The sequence below is a fragment of the Streptomyces sp. NPDC017056 genome, from assembly GCF_044332485.1.
GTDB lineage: Bacteria > Actinomycetota > Actinomycetes > Streptomycetales > Streptomycetaceae > Streptomyces.
In genome coordinates this window covers 339013-360699 of the sequence record NZ_JBIRPD010000003.1, presented here as the reverse complement: position 1 = coordinate 360699, position 21687 = coordinate 339013, and the positions used below count along the sequence as shown (strand labels likewise).

Annotated in this window: 23 protein-coding genes; 9 read left to right on the top strand and 14 right to left on the bottom strand. The window is 70.9% G+C overall.

The window, feature by feature from the left end; genetic code table 11:
* The first annotated feature begins 37 nt into the window (after window positions 1-37).
* From ACH4OW_RS07350 to ACH4OW_RS07340, 3 genes are all read left to right on the top strand, one after another.
* Window positions 38-1258: a cystathionine gamma-lyase gene (locus ACH4OW_RS07350; RefSeq protein ID WP_398025670.1), complete on the top strand. Its 1221-nt coding sequence runs from the start codon at window positions 38-40 to the stop codon at window positions 1256-1258.
* Between the two features lie 259 nt (window positions 1259-1517).
* Window positions 1518-2414, top strand: coding sequence for a LysR family transcriptional regulator (locus ACH4OW_RS07345; protein ID WP_398025668.1), 897 nt, complete (start codon window positions 1518-1520; stop codon window positions 2412-2414).
* 133 nt (window positions 2415-2547) lie between these two features.
* Entirely contained in the window at window positions 2548-3027 is a 480-nt protein-coding gene (locus ACH4OW_RS07340) for an NUDIX domain-containing protein (protein ID WP_398025666.1), read from the top strand.
* 23 nt (window positions 3028-3050) lie between these two features.
* On the opposite strand, the gene ACH4OW_RS07335 is transcribed toward ACH4OW_RS07340, so the two are convergent.
* The 3 genes from ACH4OW_RS07335 to ACH4OW_RS07325 all read right to left on the bottom strand — a co-directional run bounded on the left by ACH4OW_RS07335 (window position 3051) and on the right by ACH4OW_RS07325 (window position 7208).
* Window positions 3051-3836, bottom strand: a complete 786-nt coding sequence (locus ACH4OW_RS07335) for a pyridoxamine 5'-phosphate oxidase family protein (protein ID WP_398025664.1) — start codon at window positions 3834-3836, stop codon at window positions 3051-3053.
* 213 nt (window positions 3837-4049) lie between these two features.
* Window positions 4050-5156 carry a globin domain-containing protein gene (locus ACH4OW_RS07330; RefSeq protein ID WP_398025662.1) on the bottom strand — a complete coding sequence of 369 codons (1107 nt, stop codon included), beginning with the start codon at window positions 5154-5156 and terminating at the stop codon, window positions 4050-4052.
* A gap of 1419 nt (window positions 5157-6575) precedes the next feature.
* Entirely contained in the window at window positions 6576-7208 is a 633-nt protein-coding gene (locus tag ACH4OW_RS07325) for an HAD-IB family phosphatase (RefSeq protein WP_360125276.1), read from the bottom strand.
* A gap of 140 nt (window positions 7209-7348) precedes the next feature.
* On the opposite strand from ACH4OW_RS07325, the gene ACH4OW_RS07320 reads away from it, so the two are divergent.
* Window positions 7349-7897, top strand: coding sequence for a DUF2269 domain-containing protein (locus ACH4OW_RS07320; protein ID WP_398025660.1), 549 nt, complete (start codon window positions 7349-7351; stop codon window positions 7895-7897).
* On the opposite strand, the gene ACH4OW_RS07315 is transcribed toward ACH4OW_RS07320, so the two are convergent.
* Entirely contained in the window at window positions 7890-8327 is a 438-nt protein-coding gene (locus ACH4OW_RS07315; protein ID WP_398025658.1) for a heme-binding protein, read from the bottom strand. The two genes, ACH4OW_RS07320 and ACH4OW_RS07315, sit on opposite strands and share 8 nt — an antisense overlap.
* 205 nt (window positions 8328-8532) lie before the next feature.
* Window positions 8533-9792, bottom strand: a complete 1260-nt coding sequence (locus tag ACH4OW_RS07310; protein ID WP_398025656.1) for an MFS transporter — start codon at window positions 9790-9792, stop codon at window positions 8533-8535.
* A 133-nt stretch (window positions 9793-9925) separates the two neighbouring features.
* On the opposite strand from ACH4OW_RS07310, the gene ACH4OW_RS07305 reads away from it, so the two are divergent.
* On the top strand, window positions 9926-10492 hold the full coding sequence (locus tag ACH4OW_RS07305; protein WP_398025654.1) for a MarR family winged helix-turn-helix transcriptional regulator: 567 nt from the start codon (window positions 9926-9928) through the stop codon (window positions 10490-10492).
* Window positions 10493-10515: 23 nt separating this feature from the next.
* Window positions 10516-10968: a GNAT family N-acetyltransferase gene (locus ACH4OW_RS07300; protein ID WP_360125286.1), complete on the top strand. Its 453-nt coding sequence runs from the start codon at window positions 10516-10518 to the stop codon at window positions 10966-10968.
* A 12-nt stretch (window positions 10969-10980) separates the two neighbouring features.
* Here ACH4OW_RS07300 and ACH4OW_RS07295 read toward each other — a convergent pair whose 3' ends face one another.
* The 4 genes from ACH4OW_RS07295 to ACH4OW_RS07280 all read right to left on the bottom strand — a co-directional run bounded on the left by ACH4OW_RS07295 (window position 10981) and on the right by ACH4OW_RS07280 (window position 15414).
* A complete protein-coding gene (locus tag ACH4OW_RS07295) occupies window positions 10981-11781 on the bottom strand; it encodes a TetR/AcrR family transcriptional regulator (RefSeq protein WP_398025997.1) in 801 nt (266 codons plus the stop codon).
* 452 nt (window positions 11782-12233) lie between these two features.
* Complete coding sequence (locus tag ACH4OW_RS07290; protein ID WP_398025652.1) at window positions 12234-12596, bottom strand: hypothetical protein; 363 nt, start codon at window positions 12594-12596, stop codon at window positions 12234-12236.
* A gap of 172 nt (window positions 12597-12768) precedes the next feature.
* Entirely contained in the window at window positions 12769-13923 is a 1155-nt protein-coding gene (locus ACH4OW_RS07285) for a pyridoxal-phosphate-dependent aminotransferase family protein (protein ID WP_398025650.1), read from the bottom strand.
* A 105-nt stretch (window positions 13924-14028) separates the two neighbouring features.
* A complete protein-coding gene (locus tag ACH4OW_RS07280; RefSeq protein ID WP_398025995.1) occupies window positions 14029-15414 on the bottom strand; it encodes a serine hydrolase domain-containing protein in 1386 nt (461 codons plus the stop codon).
* Between the two features lie 259 nt (window positions 15415-15673).
* Between ACH4OW_RS07280 and ACH4OW_RS07275 the strand changes: the two genes are divergently transcribed.
* Entirely contained in the window at window positions 15674-16102 is a 429-nt protein-coding gene (locus tag ACH4OW_RS07275; protein ID WP_360125296.1) for a MerR family transcriptional regulator, read from the top strand.
* Between the two features lie 19 nt (window positions 16103-16121).
* On the opposite strand, the gene ACH4OW_RS07270 is transcribed toward ACH4OW_RS07275, so the two are convergent.
* From ACH4OW_RS07270 to ACH4OW_RS07255, 4 genes are all read right to left on the bottom strand, one after another.
* Window positions 16122-16769, bottom strand: coding sequence for a hypothetical protein (locus ACH4OW_RS07270; protein WP_398025648.1), 648 nt, complete (start codon window positions 16767-16769; stop codon window positions 16122-16124).
* A gap of 61 nt (window positions 16770-16830) precedes the next feature.
* Window positions 16831-17928, bottom strand: coding sequence for a MerR family transcriptional regulator (locus tag ACH4OW_RS07265; protein ID WP_398025646.1), 1098 nt, complete (start codon window positions 17926-17928; stop codon window positions 16831-16833).
* Between the two features lie 47 nt (window positions 17929-17975).
* Window positions 17976-18413, bottom strand: a complete 438-nt coding sequence (locus tag ACH4OW_RS07260) for a hypothetical protein (RefSeq protein ID WP_360125302.1) — start codon at window positions 18411-18413, stop codon at window positions 17976-17978.
* A gap of 117 nt (window positions 18414-18530) precedes the next feature.
* Window positions 18531-19109, bottom strand: a complete 579-nt coding sequence (locus ACH4OW_RS07255) for an ArsR family transcriptional regulator (protein WP_398025644.1) — start codon at window positions 19107-19109, stop codon at window positions 18531-18533.
* Between the two features lie 109 nt (window positions 19110-19218).
* On the opposite strand from ACH4OW_RS07255, the gene def reads away from it, so the two are divergent.
* Window positions 19219-19881 carry a peptide deformylase gene (def, locus tag ACH4OW_RS07250; RefSeq protein ID WP_398025642.1) on the top strand — a complete coding sequence of 221 codons (663 nt, stop codon included), beginning with the start codon at window positions 19219-19221 and terminating at the stop codon, window positions 19879-19881.
* 132 nt (window positions 19882-20013) lie between these two features.
* The gene (locus ACH4OW_RS07245; protein WP_398025640.1) at window positions 20014-21027 is read left to right on the top strand and encodes an NADPH:quinone reductase; all 1014 of its coding nucleotides are present in this window, start codon (window positions 20014-20016) and stop codon (window positions 21025-21027) included.
* A gap of 66 nt (window positions 21028-21093) precedes the next feature.
* Here the strand turns inward: ACH4OW_RS07245 and ACH4OW_RS07240 are convergent, their stop codons facing one another.
* A complete protein-coding gene (locus tag ACH4OW_RS07240; RefSeq protein WP_398025638.1) occupies window positions 21094-21684 on the bottom strand; it encodes a TetR/AcrR family transcriptional regulator in 591 nt (196 codons plus the stop codon).
* Window positions 21685-21687: the final 3 nt, after the last annotated feature.

Here is a 21687-nt window from a genome sequence, read left to right as displayed (position 1 = left end):
GCAGGGTTCGAAGCGTGCTCACGGAGGAGGCAACCGCATGACAGGCGACAGCACCCGGGCCGTACGGGCCGGGCTCCCGGCGGCCGAGGCGTACGAACCGTCCCTCCCGGGACCGGTCTTCGCGGCGCACTACCACCTCCCCGGCGACGCCACCGGCCCGTACACGTACGGGCGCGAGTCCAACCCCACCTGGACCCGCCTGGAAGCGGCCATCGGCGAGCTGGAATCCCCGGACGAACCCGCGCATACCGTGAGCTTCGCCTCCGGCATGGCCGCCGTATCCGCCGTCCTCTTCTCCCAGCTGCGCGCCGGCGACGCGGTCGTCCTCCCGAACGACGGCTACCAGCTGCTGCCCGCCGTGCGTGAGCGCCTGGAGAGCTACGACATCGAGGTCCGTACCGCCCCCACCGCCGACGACGCCCAGCTCGGCGTCCTCGACGGCGCCCGGCTGCTCTGGATCGAGACGCCCTCCAACCCCGGTCTGGACGTCTGCGACATCCGCCGCCTGACTGAGGCCGCACACGCCCGCGGCGCGCTGGTCGCCGTCGACAACACCCTGGCCACCCCGCTCGGCCAGCGCCCGCTGGACCTCGGCGCCGACTTCTCCGTCGCCAGCGGCACCAAGGCCCTGACCGGCCACGGCGACGTACTCCTCGGCTACGTCACGACCCGGGAAGCGGCCCTGGCCGACTCCGTACGGAAATGGCGCAAGACCGTCGGCGCGATCCCCGGTCCGATGGAGGCGTGGCTGGCCCACCGGTCGCTCGCCACGCTCGCCCTGCGCGTGCGCCAGCAGTCCGAAGGGGCGCTCGCGCTCGCCACGGCCCTGCGCGACAGGCCCGAGGTGACGGGCCTACGGCACCCAGGGCTGCCCTCCGACCCCGGCCACGACCTGGCCGTACGGCAGATGCGCGCGGGCCGCTTCGGCTCGGTGGTCTCCTTCACGCTGCCCGACCGGCAGCACGCGGAGCGCTTCCTTGAGGCGCTGACGCTCGTGGACGACGCGACCAGTTTCGGTGGCGTGCGGTCCACGGCGGAGCGCCGCGGCCGGTGGGGCGGCGATGCGGTGCCGGAGGGCTTCGTCCGCTTCTCGGTCGGCGTCGAGGAGCCGGCCGACCTGATCGCGGACGTGCTCGGGGCGCTGGACACGGCGCGGGGTGCGGCGCGGGGCTTGGACCTGGGCATGGCGCGGGGCACATCGCTGAGCACGGGCCTGGGCACGGTGCAGGACACAGACCGGGAAAATCGCTCCTGCTGAGGGGCGGCACCCGGAGGGCCGGGGTACGGGCGCGCCGCGCGGCGTCCCCGGCCGCCGGTCCGTACCAATGCCGCTACGTCAGCGGGCTGGCAGGGTATCCCCCCTCGGCACCCTGCCAGCCCCGGTTCGCAGCACAACGAACCGCGCAGCCAAGGCTAGTTGACTCAGCGTCAGTGTCCAATCACGCTGGCGGCACAGCCCTATCGACAAATTTATAGTTGGGCCCTCGCCGACTTCGCGGGAACGGAGGGAGGTACGGATGGACCTCGCCTTATTACGCACGTTCGTCACGGTGCACCGAGCGGGTTCCTTCACCCGCGCCGCCGCTCTGCTGGGCCTCTCCCAGCCCGCCGTGACCAGCCAGATACGCACCCTGGAGCGGCAATTGGGACGCCCGCTCTTCCTCCGCAAGGCCCGCGGCGTCACCCCCACCAGCGTCGGCGACGAACTCGCCCACAAGGTCGCGCCCCACCTCGACGCACTCACCGAGATCACGGAAGCCGGGCTCGACCAGGAATCCGCCACCCGCACCCTGCACCTCGCCGGGCCGCCGGAGTTCACCTCCCAGCGCGCGTTACCGGCCCTCGCCCCCCTCATGGACCAGGGCCTGTGCGTACGTACCGCCTTCGGCCCCACGGACGAACTGCTCTCCGGCCTCGCCGACGGCCACCACGACCTCGCGATCACCACCACCCGGCCGCGCGGCTGCCTCCTCACCGCGACACCGCTGTGCGACGAGGAACACGTGCTGGTCGCGTCACCACGCTGGGCGGACCGGCTCGGCGGCCCCGCGGCCCTCCAGGCCAGAGGGGCGCGGGCGCTCGACCCCGTACCGCTCGTCGAGGTCCACGAAAGCCTGCCGCTGGTCACCCGCTATTGGACCGCGGTCTTCGACGCCCCGCCCACGGCCTCCGCCGCCGTGGTCGCGTCCGACCTACGGGCGGTGCTGGCGTGCGTGACGGCGGGCGCCGGCCTGGCGGTGCTGCCCCGCTACCTGTGCGCCGAGGCGCTCGACAGCGGTGAGGCCATCGCCCTGCTCGACCCACCGGTACCGCCATTGCGCACGTACTTCCTGGTCATACGGTCCGGGACGCTGGCGCTGCCGCACATCGCGCGCACGCACGAGTGGCTGCTGCGGTCCGCCGCCGACTGGTGAGGGCGCCGACGGCTTACGGGCTTCCGCTTCGGAGAGCGCCTCGGGATGCGTCCCGGGATGCGTCTCGGGATGCGCCTCGGCGGACTGGTGGGACGGTGGTTTCACCGAGCCCCTGCTGCGGCATCTGTCCCGTATGACCGTACGGCCAGTCGTCAAACGCACCGCCCGCGCGATCCTGCTCGACGGCGCGGACATCGTTCTGATCAAGCGCACCAAGCCCGGCCGGGCTCCCTACTGGATCACTCCGGGGGGCGGCGTGGAACCGGAGGACGCCACGGTCGTGGACGCCCTCCACCGCGAACTGCACGAGGAGCTGGGCGCCAAGGTCACCGACGTCGTCCCGGTCTTCGTCGACACCGTCGAGCACATCAGCGACGGCGGGGTGGACGGGGTGAAGGTGCAGCACTTCTTCGTCTGCCGCCTGGAGTCGATGGACCTCTCCCTGCGGCACGGCCCCGAGGTGGAGGAGCCCTGCGGCCGGTACGAGATCGTGCGGGTGCCGTTCACGCGCGTCGGCATCGCCTCGGCCGAGGTGGTTCCCCTGTCCCTGCGCCACTACCTGGACGGCAACATCGAGGGCGTACGGGCCATGCACGCACCCGACCTGGGCTGACGCGTCCGCCGCCCACCAGCCCCTTACCCGAACCAGCCCCGGAACCCGCCGCCCTCGGAGGCGGGCGCACTCCGCTCGGCGCGGGCGAGCACCCGCTCGACCTCCCGCTCCACTTCTTTCCTGACCTGCCGGACTTCTGGGGTGGCGGGGGGTTCGGCGGGGGCGGGGGTGACGGGGGTGGCGGCTGGCTCGGCCGCTGTGCCGGCAGGCCGGTCGGCGGCAGCCTTACGGCGGGAGTCGGCCTCCGCCGCCGCGCCGAAGAAATCCCCGCCCTTGCGCTTGGCGTCATCCGTCCCCCAGGCGCGTGAACCAGCCGCCTGACGTGGCACCTTCTGGAGGTGCGGGATGTGCTTGGCGCAGTGAATATACGTTTCCTCTACGGTGACCTCCACCCACAGCTGAGCGCGCCGCCCGGGGATGGGATCGACGGGCAGGTACGGGTGCCGCTCCCGCATCTCGTCGTCCATGACCACCCGCGCACGGCCGTTGACGTGCAGGCCGATGCGGTCGCGAGTGAAGTCGATCATCAAGATCCCGAGGTGCGGGTTTTCCGACAGGTTGCCGATGGACGCCATGACGCCGTTGCCGCGGTACTCCGGGTACGCGAGCGTCCGCTCGTCCAGGACCTGGAGAAAGCCCGGCGGCCCGGCCCGGAAGGTGGAGTCGCACTCACCGTGCCGGTCGGCCGTGGCCAGGAAGAACATCTCCTGGCGCCCGACGAACTCCCGCATGCGGTCGTTCAGATGGTCCAGCACCTGGTCGTCGTAGAAACGGTCGGCGCGGTCGGTCGTACCGAGCCGCTGCTGCACCAGGTGCTCCCCATCGCTTCCCGGCCGCTCCCTCCGATCCGCCGTAGGCGCCCCCGTAGGCGAACCCGTAAGTGAATCCGTACGTGAATCGCTACGTGAAACCGTACGCGTACCTGCGCCTGTGCCTGTACCTGTGCCTGTACCTGCCCCCGGCGCCGCCGGACGGTACGCGCCTGGCCCCGCCAAGCCGTAATCACCCTGTGTCGTCACTGTTCAATCTCCCGCCGCGACCAGCTCTTCAACGGAGTCGTGCCGTATGCGGTCGGAGGGAATACCGACCCCCACCAATGCGTCCACGCCGTTTCGGATCATTCCGGGCGGCCCGGACAAGTAGGCGTCATATTCCCTCCAAGGCCCATACTGACGCACCGCGTCCGGGAGTTGGCCGCTGAGGCTGTTCATCGGCCCGCCGGCCGGCCCGGTGGCGACGACCGGGCGCACCGACAGCCACGGGTGACTCTGCGCCATCCGCAGCATGGTGTCGATGTCGTAGAGGTCGTAGTCGCTGCGCGCGCCGTAGAAAACCTCCATCGGGCGCCGGCGGCCGCGCTCGGCGACGTCCTCGACCAGAGCCTTGATCGGTGCGATGCCGGTGCCTCCGCCCAGGCACAACAGCCCGTTGTCAGTGGTGTGGTCTACGGTCATGGAACCGGATGGGGGACCGAGCCGGAGGACATCGCCGGGGCGGGCGCGATGCACCATGGCGTTGGATACCCAGCCGGCCGGCACGGCCTTCACATGGAAGGAGAGCAAGCCGTCGGAGCGGGGCGCCGCGGCGAAGGAGTAGTGCCGCCATACGCGCGGCCACCAGGGGGTTTCCAAGCTGGCGTACTGACCGGCCAGGAAGGGGTAGGGCTGGTCGGGGCGGACGGTCACGACCGCGATGTCGGGCGTGCGCAGTTCGTGCGAGACAACCTCGGCATGCCACCAGGCGGGGGCCACCGCCTCGTTCTCGGCGGCAGCGTCGATCATGATCTGCGAGATCGTGGTGTACGCCCGCACCCAGGCGGCTTCCGCCTCTGGGTGCCAAGTGCCGTGTGCGTAGCGGGCGATCGCGTTGAGCAGGCATTCGCCGACGGCCGGGTAGTGCTCGGGCAGCGTGCCGTACTTACGGTGCCCGCGTCCGAGGTGTGACAGGTAATCGGTGAGCGTGTCCGTGTCGTCGACGGCTTTGACGGAGGTGAGCAACGCCCTGAACAACCGGTCGCGTTGGGCGTCCATCGCTGCGGGAAACAGCGCACGCAGCTCCGGATGCCGCACGAAGAGCAGCGCGTAGAAGTACGAAGTGACCTTGTCAGCCACCGGCTCGATCTCATTCAACGTCCGCCCGATAAGCACCGCGTCGGGGGATGCGCTCTGGGGGCGGGGAGCGGGGCCCGACACGCCGTCCCCGACAGGACGGGCGCCGCCGGCAGACGTGCCGGCGGCCCGCGCGGAGGGGGCGTACGGGCCGGCGCCCGATGACCTGCTGGCGGACGAGCCGGTGGCGTACTCACCCGTGCCAGGCGCGCTGGTGGCGGGCGTGGCAGGGGTGGACGGACCGATGGCGTACTCGCCCGTGGCAGGCGCGCTGGTGGCGGGCGTGGCAGAGGCGGACCAGCCCGTGGCAGGCGCGCTGATGGCAGGCGCGGCTGGGGCGGACCAGCCCGTGGCAGGCGCGCTGATGGCAGGCGTGGCTGGGGCGGACCAGCCCGTTGCAGGAGCGCTGGTGGCGGCGTGGGCGCCGGTGGCCGGTGCGCTGCTGGCGGGCGGGTCGGTGCGGCGTGCGCTGGCGGCGCTGGCGGAGGAGGAGGTGGCGGCGGGTGGGCGGGCAGGGGGAAGGGGGGAAGGGGAAGCGAACTCCGGCCCAGACCCGGCGCCCCTAGCCTCCGGCTCGCCCTCCAGCGCATGCTCGCGCTCCGACGCGGTGCCCACGGGCGTTATGGAGCTGACCGGTCGGCCGGGTATGTGTTCACGCTCGTGCTCGTGCCCGTGCTGCCCGGCCTGCCGTGTGTCGTTGTCACTGTACGAATCGGGATCGTGAGCACCGTACGAATGGTGACCCCTGCGCGAGTCATGAGCGCTGTGCGAGTCGTGACTGTCACGCTCTCCGTGGCCCCCTGGCTGGCTCTGGGGGTCTTCGGCGGACTTCTTCGGCGGAGTGAACCATCCCCAATCGCCACTGTCGCCGCCAGAAGAGCCGTTATCGGGCGTCGTGGTGGTCGGAGCGTCCATGGTCTGCCTCGCCTCGAACGTCTTTCGATCGTCTTAGTACTTCCGCAGTCCGGAACGTGCCCGGAATTCCCCGCGCCGCTTCGGAATTCTTAATCGATCACAGCCATTCCGGCAAGACCCTCCAAAACAGACGCACCTCTCGCCCACGCGACATGGAGCGCGGCCCCTTCGCCCGCAGCCCTCTCCTCCCGCAGCCCTCTTCTCCCAAGGTCGCCGTCTCCGCAGCGTGCCATCCGCCCACGCCATACCGGGCGAACAGCCGGAAGTCCGCACGCCAGCACCCGCGTTGACGCTAGGCTGACGGGCTCCGTGCGCCGTCAGGGACCATGGCCCCAGGCCACGGACGCGCTCTTCTGCCCAACCGGACTAGACCATACCGGCAGTAGTTGAAAGCACAACCCCCGAACTTCGGAATTTTCCGTTCCGCTCCACTTTTCGTGCTTCTTGCCGTCCTCTAGTCGCACCTGTTCCACAGAACGCAATTCACCGGGCATGACGTACGAATCGCACGCGCGCAGCACGAAATTACCGGCCGGTCCGCACCAGTTCGTACGCCTCGCGCAGGTCACGACCCTCGTACGTATATGAGGCCAGGTCGCTGACATGGTGGTCCGCATTCACCGCCACGGACGCGGGAACGGCGGCGAACAGCGCTGCGTCGGACATGGAATCGCCGTACGCCACGCAGTCGGACCGGCTCAGTCCGAACCCGGCGCACAGTTCATCCGCAATCCTCACCTTTGCAGATGCGGAAAGTATCCCGTTCGGTTCCACCGGTTCCCGAAATGGCAACGCCGGCCAGCGTGAGCCGTGCGCGGCATCCGCTCCCCAACCCGTCAGCCGCTCTACGAAGAACGTGGGTGACAAGGAGATCACCGCGCAGCGCTCCCCGCGCGCCCGTATGTCGGCCCACACCTCGCGGATGCCGGCCAGCCACGGCGCGCCGTCGAAGGCCGCCGTCACCAGTTCCTCGGTCAGCTCCGACCACAGTTCGCAGGCCAACTGCGCGAAGCGCGGCGGCGTCAGCTCGCCGGCCGCGAAGGACCGCTCCAGTTCGGCGATCTCTCGCTCCAGCCCGAGCTGCCGGGATATCTCGACAGCGGCAGCGGAACCGTAGAGCAGCGTTCCGTCCATATCGAATAGATGCAGCTTCGCCATACCGGCGAGCCTAGGACGTGGGCGCCACCGACGCCCCGTACGCCCCGTACTCCCCCTACCCCCCGTACTCAGGGACGCGTACCGCCGGATACTCCCTCCGGCAGATGTCGCGGAAGCCGCCGAACGCGACCGTGGATCACATGAAGCAGCTCCGCCGGCCCGAGCGCCGCGCCCTCCTCGTCATCCACGTCGCGGTCTCCGTCGGCTGGCTCGGCCTCTCGCTCGGCCTGCTCACCCTCAGCGTCACCGGATACGCCTCGGAGTCGCCGGACACGACCGTTGCCGCGTACCGCGCCATGAAGATCTTCAGCGACTGGCTCGTCGTCCCGGTGGCGCTGCTCACCCTGGTCAGCGGGCTCGTGCTCGCGCTCGGTACGCCCTGGGGTCTGGCGCGGTACCGCTGGGTCGTCGTGAAGTTCTGGATCACTTTGGCGACCACCCTGCTGACCGCCTTCTCCCTACGCCCGGGCATCGACCGGCTCGCTGCTGACGCCGTCGCCGGAGCCCCGGACACCGGGCTGAGCATGGTGTCCGCCCCTGCCGTGGCGACGGCCACCTACCTCTTCGTCACCGCGATCTCCGTACTCAAGCCCTGGGGGCCTACCAAACGCGGCGGCCGACTGCGCGCTGCGCAGTCGGCCGAGGTCCGCGATCGGGCCCGTAATCGCCCGAGTGACGTCGTCAGTTGAGCCCCGCCGCCTCGATGGCGGTGCGGGCGATGCGGTCGTCCTGCTCCGGAGCGCCGCCGCCGACACCGATCGCACCGATCAGCCGCCCGTCACGGTGGACCGGCACGCCGCCCGCGATGAACAGAAGCGGACGGTCGAGCGCGGTGGGCAGAGTGTGGAAGAGGCCGTCGGGGCGTACGGCGTCGGCGAGATCCGCGGTCGGCGCGTCCAGCTGTAGGGCTGTGTAGGCCTTGCGGGTGCTGGTCTCGCCGGAGATCAGCACGGCGGTGTCGTCGCGCCGGAAGCCGAGCAGGTGGCCGCCCGCGTCCAGGACGGTGACGCTGCCCTGCACACCGAGCCCGGCGGCGGCGCTGCGCGCGGCTTCGATGAGGGCGTCCGCGTCGTGCGTGGTGAGGGGGCGGATGGGGGTGGGGGTGGGGGTGGTGCTCATGGGGTGGTGCTCCTAGGTGGATGAGTGGTGCTTTTAGTGCGGACGGTTCTTCTGGTTCGGGTGGCGGCGTTTCTGGTTCGGTAGCGGTTCTGGTTCAGGCTCAGGCTCGGGCGCGGACTCGGGCTCGGGTTCGGGCGGATGCTTTGACGGCTTGTCGTCCCGCCGTCCCGTCGTCCCGTCGTCCCGTACCGGGGGCCCCGCCTGCTCAGCTGTGCGCGGCCGCCGCGACGCCTTCCTCGGCACTGCCGACCGCGCCCCCGGACCCGGCGACGACCCGGCCCCGCTGCTGCTCGGGGCCTGCCTCGCCGTCCCCGCGCCGCGTCGCGCGCCGCTCCAGCGTCCCGGCGACCACCGCGACGCCCAGTGCGAGGACGGTCATCGCCACGCCGACCCAGTTCGGTGCGGCCAGCCCGAGCCCGGCCGAGATGACGATCCCGCCGAGCCATGCGGCGAGCGCGTTGCCGAAGTTGAAGGCCGCGATATTGCCGACCGAGGCCAATGTGGGCGCGGCCGCGGCATGGTCCATGATCCGCTTCTGCAGCGGCGGTACGGTCGCGAAGCCGAAGGCGCCGACCAGGCCGATGGTCACGATCGCGGCCGCCTTGTTGTGCGCGAACAGGCCGAACGCGGCCAGCGAGAGTGCGAGCCCGACCAGGGACACGTACAGCATCGGCATCATGTGCCGGTCGGTGAACCGGCCCGATACGAGGTTGCCGGCCACCATGCCCAGGCCGAAGACGGCCGTGATCCAGATGACGGACGACGCCGCGAAGCCGGTGACCTCGGTCATGGTCGAAGCGAGGTAGGTGACGGCCGCGAAGACGCCGCCGAAGCCGAGGATCGTCATCAGCAGGGCGAGCCCGACCTGGGGGTTGCGGAAGACGGCGATCTCCCGGCCGATCGGGGAGGCGGCCTTGATCGGCTGTGCCGGCACCAGCTTGGCGACGCCGAGGAAGCCGAGCACTCCCAGGACGGCGATGGCGACGAAGGTCGCACGCCAGTTGATCTGCTGGGCGAGCAGGGTGCCGACGGGTACGCCCACGACATTGGCGACGGTCAGCCCGGCGAACATCATCGAAATGGCGCCGGCCCGCTTGTGGGGTGCGACAAGGTCCGCTGCGACCAGCGACCCGATGCCGAAGAACGCGCCGTGGGCAAAGGAGGAAACGATCCGTCCAGCCAGCATCACCGCGTAGACCGGTGCCACGGCCGTGAGCAGGTTCCCCACGACGAACAGCCCCATCAGCAGCATCAGCATCTGCTTACGGGTCATGCGGGTGCCGAGGACGGTCATCAGCGGCGCGCCGACGACGACGCCGAGCGCGTACACGGTGGTCGCGTATCCGGCCATGGGGATGGAGACGCCGAAGCCCGCGGCCACGTCGGGCAGCAGCCCCATGACCGCGAACTCGGTCATCCCGATCCCGAAGGCGCCGATGGTCAGCGCCAGGAGGGCGAGAGGCATGACGGATCCCTTCAAACGATTGCATCCAGCCTTAACAAGCGCCGACAATAATTGCAGACGCGTGCTACTTGCAAGCGCGGGCTATTTCGAAAGTGTCCTATCCTGGTTCGTACGACCTGTAAGGAGGTCCCCGATGACGCAGCAGACCCGGCAGCAGGAGCAGCGGCCGCAGCAGGCGCCGCAGCGGCGCCAAGCGCGGCAGACGGACGGGCACACGGTCCCGGCCGAGCCGGGCCGGGGCTGCCCCACGGGGCCCGGCACCGCCCCCGCCCTCGCCCAGGGCTGGTGCGCCCTGTCCGCCCTGCACGGCCGCATCGAGTCGCGCATCGAGCGCGCGCTGCAGGCCGGGCACGACCTGAGCGTCCGGGAGTTCTCCGTCCTCAACGTGCTCAGCGAGCAGCACGACGGGCCCGGCGGCCACCTGCGTATGCACCAGGTCGCGGACTCGGTCGTACTCAGCCAGAGCGCCACCACCCGGCTGGTCACCCGGCTCGAAGAGCGCCGGCTGCTCTCCCGCTACCTGTGCCCCGACGACCGGCGCGGCATCTACACCAACGTCACCGACGAGGGCCGCCAACTCCTCGAAGAAGCACGCCCCACGCACGACGCGGCGCTGCGCGAAGCACTCCAAGACGCCGCAAAGCGTCCCGAATTGGCGCCCCTGGTCACCGCCGTGGAAACCCTCGCTCCGTCCGCCTGACTGCGGCTGCGTAGGGTCCGGCCATGAGCGAATTCGAGATCCGCCCGGCGTCCGAAGACGACATTCCCGCCATCGTCGCGATGCTGGCCGACGACGCACTGGGCGCCACTCGCGAGTCCCCGGACGACCTGGCCCCGTACCTCACGGCGTACAAGCTGCTGGACGCCGACCCGAACCAGCACCTGGTGGTCGCCGCCCGCGCGGGCCGTCCGGTGGCAACGCTCCAGCTCACGGTCATACCGGGGCTCTCACGGCGCGGTAGCAGCCGCGCGATCATCGAGGCAGTGCGCGTCCACTCCGACGAGCGGGGCAGCGGCCTGGGCACCCAGCTGATCGAATGGGCGATCGACAGGTCGCGGACGCTCGGCTGCGCGCTGGTGCAGCTCACCAGCGACACGACGCGCATCGACGCGCACCGGTTCTACGAGCGCCTCGGCTTCGAGGCTTCCCACCTGGGCTTCAAGCTCCAGCTCTGACCCACCGGACAGCTACCGAACCCCTTCGGCAGGCCCGGACGGCGAATTGCCCTTCGCCCCTTCCGGCCTGCCGTTTTTCCGTGCACGCGTATGGGATCTGGCCCGGTGCGCCTTTTGCCTGCACGCCCCGCCGCAGTACCTGGCAGGCCGCCCCGTACGCGCCGTGGGCACCGGCCCGGCACACACCTCACACCGCGTTTCGTTACGTTGGACACCCTGACGCGGCAGTTTCGTAACACCTCTGCGCTCCCGCAGACCGTCGCACATCAACGCCGTCATCCGCCCCGGCACAGCCCCTGACGACGACCGGCGCTGCTCCATTGAAATGCACCCGACCAGCAGCGCCTGTACGTCGTCGAGACTGACGTCTCGCCTTACCCCACCGGCCTCTTGGGCGCGCGCAAGCAGGACACCCAGGGCCTCGCCGAACTCCCTCTCGGCTGCCGGTGACGGCTCGTAAGCACCCTCGCCGGCCGCTTCCAGCGCGTCACACAGCGCCTTGTTGCGCGCCGCCAGCCGCACCACCGACCCGAGGAAGCGAAAGAAGACCCCGACGGGGTCCACAGCATCCGCCAAGTCCCTAGCGGTATCGGTGAACAGCTGCACACGGTCCGCGACAGTGGCCCTGAACAGCGCTTCTTTCGAAGGGAAATGCCGGTATACGGTTCCCGCGCCGACTCCGGCGCGCTTCGCGATCTCTCCGAGCGGAACCCCCAACCCCTGTTCCTCAAAAGCAGTTCGCGCCGCCTGCAACACGAGCGCCCTGTTGCGCCGCGCATCCGACCGCGAGGGAGCGGAGCCTCCGCCCGTCATCATCGAGCCTCCTGGAAACCGTTGACATCCGGCCCGAGCCATCCGTGCGTTCAAGCGGGTTGCTGGTTCCGATTATAAAGGGGCTTCAATCCATGATCGTTAAGGGCTGCGTGAGCGCGGCGCCCTGATCGGCCGGCCAGCAAAGACGGCGCGGCGGCCCACCGCCTTTAGGAGAGGGGGTTGGCGGATACGGGGGGCTTACGGAGTCCTCAGAGCCCAGCCTGCGTCCGGTCCGCCCGGTTTGCCACCGGAGCGCGGCTGAATGGAGGAGATACGCCAACAGCGCTCAACTGCGGGAGCGGCTTCGGTTGTTGCAGGCGCTGTAAGAATCGGTCCCCGACGCGACAGTCGGCATCCAGGAGCCCAGTGCCTGTGTCAGAACCTCGTGGAGTAGGCCGGGGCAGCGCCGATGCCTTCGAAGGCAAGGAAGCCGCCTCACGGCGGTGTGTGGCTCAGCCGGGCTCACAGCCCATGGTCTCGTGGCTGACGCCGTCGAGCTTTACAGCCCACGCCGTCCAGTTCTCGTCGTAGTCGTCCGCGCGGATCTCCCGGTACAGGCAACTTGAGCCCGCGCCGTAACTGATGGCGTAGACGGTGCCGTTGTAGCGGGATTCGAAGGAGTAGGCGTGGCGCTGGGTGCCGTTCTCGGCCTCGGCATAGCCGGGCGGGCCGTAGCACCAGGACTGGCCCATCATGCCGGGCTCGGTCCAGAAGCAGACCCGCCCCGGCGGCGTGGCCTGTGCGACCGGTGCGGTGAAGGTCAGGGCCGCAGCGAACACGGCCGTGGCTGCAGTGGTGGTGATGGTGCGGCGCATGCGCTGCTCTCAAGGGTGGTCGATGCGGCGATCACCGCCCTACTCCCCATGAAGCCTGCTGGGTAAGCGGATTGTCACCTGTAGCGATGGCGCGTCGAACGCCATGACGCACGGGGGTGCTGTTTCACGTGAAACAGCACCCCCGGACCTTGCGCTCTGTCCGTCGTACGGCTCAGCCGTTGATCGTCTCATCCCACGCCGCGCCCGCCGCCGCGGCCGCGCCGTCGCCGTCCACCGTCACGCCGAGGACCCGCAGGCCGGCTGCCAATGCCGTGATCGACGCCAGCGCCACGCCCCGATCCGCGGCCTGCCCATAGTGGTTGACCCGGATCATTTCCTTGGCGAGCGCGCCTGCCGCGGCCTGGACGGGCACCGCGACGGGTCCGTCCGCTGCGTCCAGCGTGGCGGACACGATCTCGCGGGCGTCCAGATCCGAGGGCGCACGCAGCGTCGTAGCCACAGGGGCGGCGTCCTCGTCCCGGAGTACGTACGGGGAGAGGGCCCCGAGCGTCCGCACGCCTGCCCGCACCGCTGCGGCGGCCGCACGGTGCCGGGTGATGACCGCGTCGAGGCTCTCCGCGTCGACACGGTCCACGGCCTGCTCCAGAGCGAGCATCTCCAGCTGCGCCGGGGCATGCGGGAGGGCGGTACGACCGCCGTCGATCCAGCGCTCCTTCCAGTCCAGAAGCGAGAGGTAGGAGCGGCGCGGGGCCTGCTCGTTGGCGGCGATGCGTTCCCAGGCGCGTGCACTCACCGATACGGCCGACACCCCTGCCGGGCCGGCCAGGGCCTTCTGCCCGCCGATCACGCACAGGTCGACGCCCCACTCGTCGGTGAGCAGGGGCTCGGCCCCGACCGAGGCGACCGCGTCCAGCATCAGCAGCGCGCCGTGCTCCCGTACGACCGCGCCGATCTCGGCGACGGGGTTGGTGTTTCCGGTCGCGGCCTCGGCGTGCACCAGGCTGACGAAATCGATGGCCGGGTTCTCACGCAGGGCCTCGGCCACCTGCTCGGGGCGTACGGCCACCGTGAACGGAGCGCTGATCGTCACGACCTCGGCGCCGCAGGAACGCAGCCAGCCGCCGAAAGTCTCTCCGTACGGCCCGGTCACGATGTTGAGCGCGGTGCTGCCGGGGCCCACGGCGGAACGGATGCACGCCTCCAGCGGCAGCAATGCTTCACCTTGGGTGGCCACCACGTCGGCCCGGGTGTGCATCAGCGCCGCGACCTTGTCCTCGATCCGCGCGAAGTGTCCGGCGGTGAGCGGCGGCAGGTCGAGCAGGACCGGTGCGTCGGAGGTCGTGTTCACGGCGTTCGCGTCAGTCACGGTGGCCTTCCAGCGGTAGCGGGCCGCGGCGCGGCGGCTCCTGATTTCTGGCTCCGACTGTACGTCCGGGGCGGCCGGCGCCGCCGTACGGCCCCGGTGCGGCCGTCAGCACCCGCGCCAGCCTTCCGCATCCACCCCGCCCGGCACCGGCCCGGCGGGCTCGTACGGGCCCCGCGTGAAGACGAAGGTGCCCAGGTCCAGGTGGCTGACCGAGCCGTCGCCGGCACGGACGACACGCAGCGACTCGCCGGCGAAGTAGCCGTCCAGTCCCGTCCAGGTACCGTCGGCCTCCGCCCTGAACCGGGACGCACGGCCGCCGGTCCCCTGCATGAGCGAGAGCTCCAAGGCCCGGTCGGCACGCAGCCGCAGCACGTACGGATGCGCGCCCCAGTACCAAGGCCCGGTCAGCGCCAGCAGTTCGCGGTCCACCGGGCCCGGCTGCGGGCGCCACGGCTCCGGTATCCGCGGCTCGCGCTCCGCGACGATGGCGGCCAGGTCGGCGGCCACGGCGCTGATCGCGGGGCCCGAGGTGCAGTTGGCCAGGGCGATGCCCGCGACGTCCTGCTCCACGTCGATCCACAGGGACGCCAGGAATCCGGGCATGGAGCCGGTGTGGCCGACCAGTAGCCGTCGGTTCCGCCGCATGAGCTGGAGGCCGAGGCCGAAGCCGGCGTCCCATTCCGCGCCCTCGGGAGGAACGGCGGGCGTCCGCATCTCGGCGAGGGTCGATGCGCCCAGTACCCGGTCGTCGCCGTGTGTCAGGAACGCCGCCCAGCGGCCCAGGTCCTCGACCGTGGACCACAGCTGCCCGGCCGGGCTCATCAGACCGGTGTCCTGGGCGGGCTCCGGCAGCAACACGTCCGCCCAGGGGTGCACCGCCCAGCCGTCGGCGTGCGGCGCCTCCGGCCGGAGTGTCGTACGGCTCATCCCCAGCGGCTCCAGCACCTCGCGACGCAGGACCTCACCCCAAGGCTCACCGTCACGCAAGCGCTCGATCAGGGCGCCCAGCAAGGCGTAGCCCGGGTTGGAGTAGTGGAACCGACGACCGGCGGGCAGGCGACGCGGGTTTTCGCCGAAGAGATCACCGGCCTCCGGTCGCAACTCGCCGGGTGTCCGCTCCCACCAGGGCCCGCGGGCTTCTGCTGCCAGGCCGGAGCTGTGCGAGAGCAGCTGGGCGATCGTCACGTCAGGAGCGACGCTGCCCGCCAAGTGCTTCCCGAGCGGGTCGTCCAGCGTGAGCAGCCCCTCGTCGCGCAACCGGAGCACCAGTACCGCGACGAATGTCTTGGTGATCGACCCGATCCGGTACTGGACGCCGGGCCCGTCGGCGGCCCCCGGTGAGCTGCTGTCACCGGCTCCGGCCGCTGCCGCGCGGGCCCCGGTCCAGGCCAGTCGGCCGCCCCGTACCACCGCTCCCGCCATCGACGGCGCGCGTCCCTCCGCCTGTCCGACCGCCAGCCGCCGCAGCAGCGCCCGCCGCGTGTCCGGCAGCAGCCCTTCGGCGCGCTCTCCGCCGTGCGCGTCCGATCCGGCCGACTCCCCGGTCGCTTCCCATTCCGCCGGCACACCGGACGACCCTGCGGTCATGGCACTCCTCGACAGCTCGACATCCACGCTTACGGACAAGGACAGGGCCCATTTCAACACCCACTCCGGGACTCTGGACATGACGTCAACGTCAAGGGCTACCGTCATGGCCAGGAAACGCCCGGCCGGCCAGCACCGCACCGGGCCGGAGAGGGGCGCGGACATGCGGATCGGAGAGCTCGCCGAGCGGGCAGGCACCACCACCCGCACCCTGCGGTACTACGAGGCACGCGGGCTCTTGCGTGCCGACCGCACGGCCAACGGCCACCGCACCTACAGCGAAGCGGACCTCCGGCTGCTCCAGCAGATCCAGACGTTGCAGCGCTTCGGTTTCGAGCTGGAGGAGACGCGGCCCTTCGTGGAGTGCCTGCGCGCCGGCCATCCCGCGGGCGACGCCTGCCCCGCTTCCCTGCAGGTGTACCGCCGCAAGCTGGCCGAGCTGGACGCCTGCATCGCCCAGCTTCAAGACGTACGTGATCAGGTGGGCGGCCAGCTGGCCCGCGCCGAACAGGCCCGGAACGAGTTGGCGGAGGCATCCTCGTCCCCTGGCGGGCCCGAACCACGGTGCGAACTGTCCCCGGCCGGGCACTGACGCCGGCCGCCCCTTGGCTTCATGCGATTGCCGGTGCCCCGGCCTCCTCAGTCAGCGCGGCGATGGCCTCCCCGAGAACCGCTTGCTCCTCAGCCGGGAGCCACCGCGCCGCGTGCACCATGTGCAGTGTCGTACGGAGCCGTTCCCGGTCCTCCGCACTGCCCAGATCGCCCAAATACGCGGGAAGGATCAATCCCAGCGCCTTGAGTTCGGCACGAGCGCACAACTTGGCCAGTAGTCCCGCCAGCAGCATCGCCACGCCACGGCTTCCTTGTGCGTCACCGGCTGCCGATGGAGCGGTCTCCCGCAGCCCTTCCACGATCGCGAACCGGTTCCACACCCCGTAGTCGCCTTCGGGAACGCCCCGCACCCTTTCGGCGGCTCGCGCGTAGTACGCGTACGCGGCCGCGCCATCGCCCAGTTCCCGGTGCGCGCGCCCCATGTTCACGTACAGCGACGCGTAGAACCCCCGAACGCGCTCGTCCCCCACCCGGTCCGCCCGGTCCAGGCATTCCTGGTTCCACCGGAGCGTGGCCTCGGGGGTGGTCTGGTGCCGTACGAGGTAATGGGCGGCGATGCACGCCTCGTAGTCATCGACCGCGCCGTCCCACGCCAGCTGGAACAGCCGGCGTGCCTCCTCGCTCTCGCCCCGTGCCTCGGCTTCCATCCCGCGCACGCAAAGCCGAACGATGTGATGGTCCGCGTCCACGCCCCCGCCCCCGCCCCTCTCAGTCTGTTTCACGTGAAACCAGCTCCTGTACCGGCATGACCAAGGTGGTGAAGCTGCCCTGATCTGCGGAGCGCACCACGACCGGCTCGGTACCGGAAGCGATCTCCAGCAACACATCGGGCCCCACACCGGCGTCCAGCGCTGGTACGAGCACCGCCGGGTCGAAAGCGATACGGAGCGACGGCCCCGTACAGACCGCGTCGACCGCGACCCGATCACCGCCGGCCCCACTGACGACGACCTTCTGCTCGCCGGCCCGCATGCTCATCGCGGCGCCCTTCTCCCGCTCGGCGAACGCCTCACGTAGCACCGACCGGTCCGCGATGACCCGATGCCGCACGTCCCCCAGTCCGTCCAGCAGCAACCGGTAGTCGGGGAACTCCCCCTCTCGCCCCGCGAACTCGCGACGCTCCCCGTCCGCCCCGACCAGGCACCCTCCGGCGCCGGTCACCTCGACCCGGACGTCCTGCTGCCGCAGCGCCCAGCTCGACAGATCCGCCAGTTCTCCGGAGTCGACGAGGACGCGGTACGCGCCCCCGCCGGCTGCCTTCGCCCGCAGCGTCCGGATCGCCAAGCGGTACCGGTCCGTGGCGACCAACCGCACCTCGCCCTCGTCCAGTTCGAGCAAGACGCAGCCGAGGATCGGGAAACTCGCCTGCTCCGAGGGCCCCGCGACCGCGGGTGCCACCTGCCGCACGGCGCTGGCCAGTTCCGCACCCCCGATGTCGGCCCACCCCCGGCCGCGCCCGAGCGCTACGTCCGGCAGCCCACGCAGCAGGCCCTCCACGACCGCGCACGCCGCATCCGCCGTCCGCCGAGTCCGCTCCAGATGCCCGCGGAGCACCGCGCGGGCCTCCGCCTCGCCCCCGTCGAGCACCGCCCTGGCATCCACCAGCGGCAGCCCCGCCTCCCGCAGCCTGCGGAGCAGTACGGCGCGGCCTTCCTGCTCCGCGCCGTAGAACCGGTATCCGCTCACCGGGTCGACCCGGGCGGGACGGAGGACCCCGCAATCGTCGTAGAAGCGCAGTGCGCTCGGAGTCAGCCCTGCCCGCCGCGCGAACGCCCCGATGCCCAGCAGCTCATCGTTCTCGTCCATGCTCGGAATCCTCGGGCTTCAAGCAGCCTGAAGGTCAAAGCCGCCGCTCACTGCCGCGATCCGGCCGCCTGCTGCGAAGCGCCACCCTGAGGAGGAGTGCCGCCGAGCCTGCGCCATACCCGGTCACGGAGCAGCTCGTACTCGTCCCACCGTGGAGCAGGCCGCCCCGTGGGCCTCGCGACGATCCGGCGCCCGGACACCACCTCGCCCAACCGGAACTGCTCGTAGGTCAGGTCGATCTCGATGCCGCTGGGAAGCCGGTTCCACCAGTGGTAATTGCGCGGCTCAGCACCGAGGTGGACCTTACCGACCACCAGGTCGCCACCGAACAGGTCGTTGACCACCAGGGACGTGATGTCGCAGTGTCCCAGGGCCGGGTTGTCGCCGGTCCAGCCGGTCCGAGCGAGATCGTCGGGGGAGCAGGTGTCGGCGGCCCAACTGGCGCGCACGGCTGCGGTGATGTCGGTGAGAGTCCAAGGAATCATGCGGCGCAGCCTCCCAGAGACCACTGACAACCCAGGCTCCCGCGCGATGACAGCCCGGTGCAGAGCCGCGCCCCAAGCCAATCGAAGGCGCCCCGGCTCCCCTCCCCGCTCGGTGCCTCAGTCCCCCTCCGCAGGCCCCGTCGCATGGGGCAGGAGAGGGAACAGGCGCGTGATCAGGGCGACCGGTAGGGCGCCTTCGGGGCGCGCGAGAGGCCGTTGTTCGCGGTCTCGGTAGGGGGCGAGCACCCGCCGGATGGTGTCCGCGACGCGGCTCATCTCTTCGGGCGTCAGATAGGCGATGGTGCTGGAGGCCGCGTCGTGGCGCCATTCCGACGGTGCGTGCTCCCGCTGCGCGAGCCACCGCTGCCAGCTCTCGTCTTCCAAGCCGCGGGCCAAGTCGCCGAACCCGCCTTCCGCGGGTGCGTCGGGAGCCGAGTCGTGCCGTTTCAGACGCCAGGGGCGCGCCCGGCCCCCGCTGTGCGGAGCTTCCTCGATGTAGTCGTGACGGGCGAGCTGCCGCAGGTGGAACGAGCAGAGCCCGGAGCTGTGGCCCAGCCGGTCGGCGGCTTCGGTCGCCGTGACGGTGCCCACTTCGGCCAGCAGGTCCAGCAGCGCCGTGCGGACCTCGTGCTCGCGCAACGCATCGCCGTGGCCCCGCGCCTGGCCGGTCCGGTGGTTGAGGTCGTCGTCAGTCACTTTGCAAACCCTGCTACTTTGCAAAGCCCTTGGCAAGCGGAACTTGCCCGGGACATCAGCCGCAGTAACGCCCGCGACAGGCGTGGCGTGCGCAGAAGGGGAAACAGCGATGCCCATTCGTGACGACCGGCCTCACACCGCCGACCTGCGCGTCCGTGTGCAGGGCCGCCCCGTCGACTCGTACCCGGCGCTCTCGCCTGAGGCGGAACGCGGTGCGGTGCGCCGCATAACGGTGGTGGGCGAGGAGGTCCTGAGCCGCCCTTGCCGGGAGGTGGCGGAGTTCGGGACTCCGGAACTCGCGTCCTTGATCGACGACATGTTCCTGACGATGTACGTGGCCGACGGTGCGGGCCTGGCCGCCAACCAGGTCGGCGTCGACCTGCGGTTGTTCGTGTACGACTGCCCGGACGACGACGGCATCCGGCACGTCGGCCACATCGTCAACCCGGTGCTCGACCTGCCCGGCCCTGGCAGCCGCCGGCTCGTGGACGCGCACGAGGGCTGCCTGTCCGTACCCGGTGCCACGATGCCGGTCCCTCGCACCGACCGCGCCGTGGTCCGCGGGTTCGACAAGGACGGCAGCCCTCTCGTCATCGAGGGCACGGGCTACTTCGCCCGGTGTTTGCAGCACGAGGCCGACCACCTCGTCGGCCACACCTACCTCGATCGCCTCTCCAAGCGGCACCGTAAGGACGCCTTGCGGCAAATGGAAGACCGGCGTGAAGACGTCTTCGCACGTCGCGCCGACAAGGCGGCCGAATTGGGTCGCTGAGGCGCGCACGTACGGCAAGAGGCTTCCGGAATACCGCGCTCCGTAACGGAGTTCAGAGGGTGCCCCACACAAGGCAGCGTCCTCCCGGGTGCCGGCCGACCGTGCTCCGGGGCGACGAAGGAAGGGTGAGACATGAAGTCCGTCATCCGGACGGCTGCCGGCGGCCCCGAGGTCCTCCGACTCGTCGAGCGTGCGGTGCCCGAGCCCGGCCCGGGCGAGGTACGGGTGCGTGTACACGTCTCGGGGGTCAACCCCACCGACTGGCGCAGCCGCAGGCGCGCGCTGCCGCCGGGCATGAGCGAGCAGGTGCCCCACCAGGACGGCGCGGGGGTGATCGACGCCGTCGGCCCGCAGGTCGACCCGGCGCGGATCGGACAGCGGGTGTGGATCTGGGAAGCCGCGTGGGAGCGCCCCTGGGGCACGGCGCAGCAGTACACGCTCGTTCCCGACCAGCATGCCGTCGCCCTGCCCGACCACGCTCCGTTCGAGCTGGGCGCGTCCCTGGGCATCCCGGCCCTGACCGCCCACCGCGCGCTGACCGTCCACGACGGCGGACCGGGACGTATCGCGCCCGGCTCCCTCAGCGGTGTGACCGTACTGGTGGCAGGGGGCGCCGGCGCGGTCGGCAACGCGGCCGTCCAGCTCGCCTGCTGGGCCGGGGCGCGTGTGGTGACCACGGTCAGCAGCGCCGCCAAGGCCACGCTGGCGCGCGCCGCCGGCGCTCACCGGGTGGTCGACTACCGCACGCAGGACGCCGCCGCGGAGATCCTGGACTTCGCCCCCGAGGGCGTCGACATCGTCGTGGAGGTCGCACCGGGCACCAACACCGCTCTCGACCTCGCGGTGGCGGCCCAGGGAGCTGTGGTGGCCTACTACTCGGGGGGCGAGGAGGAGCAGTTGTCCGTCCCGGTGCTCGCCTCGCTGTCGGCGAATCTGCGCTGGCAGAGCGTTTTCGTCTACACCGTGCCGCCCGCCGCGAAGCAGCAGGCGCTCACCGATGTCGCGGCGGCCGTGGACGCGGGCGCGCTGCGCGTGGGCGAGGAGGCCGGCCTGCCGCTGCACCGCTTCCCGCTGGAGCGCGCGGCAGACGCCCACGCCGCGCTGGAGCACGGCCTCGTGGGCAAGGTCCTGCTCGATATCCCGTAATCACGGCACAGGCTGCCGGCCGCTTGGGCCTCCCGGGCCTCCCGGCCGGCGCCTGCCCAGAGCTCCTTACGTACGTCGAGAGGGGCCGGTGCTGACCTCCCAGGCCGCCTCGATCATCTGGAAGATCTCGTCCACCGCGGCGTCCGGGTCGGGCGCCTCGCGGGCCAGCGAGAAGGCGTCGACCGCGAACCTCGCGATGGCCCGGGCGGCCGTTGCCGTCCGGGGCAGGCCGAGGTCGTCGGCGATGGCGGCCGCCAGCGATTCCGCGTGGCGCAGCCGCATCGACTCCTCGTAGGCCCGCAGGGCGGGTGAGGCGTCGATCATGTCCCAGATCGGGGCGGCGCCTTCCGCCGTGCAGTGCCGCACCAGGGCGAGAATCTCGCGGCGCAGCGCGGGGATGAGCGGCTCGTGCGGCGCCCGGTCGGTGACCGCCTCGGTGAGGCGGTGCTCGAAGTTCTGGTCCTGCTCGAAGACCAGGGCCTCTTTCGCGGCGAAGTGCGAGAAGAGCGTGGTGACGGCCACGTCGGCCTCGGCGGCCACGTCACGGATGCCCACCGCGTCGTAGCCGCGTTCCAGGAAGAGTCGCAGGGCGGCCTCCGCGATCTTCTGGCGGGTCGCGGCCTTCTTACGTTCACGGCGTCCGGGCGGCACGGTCATGCT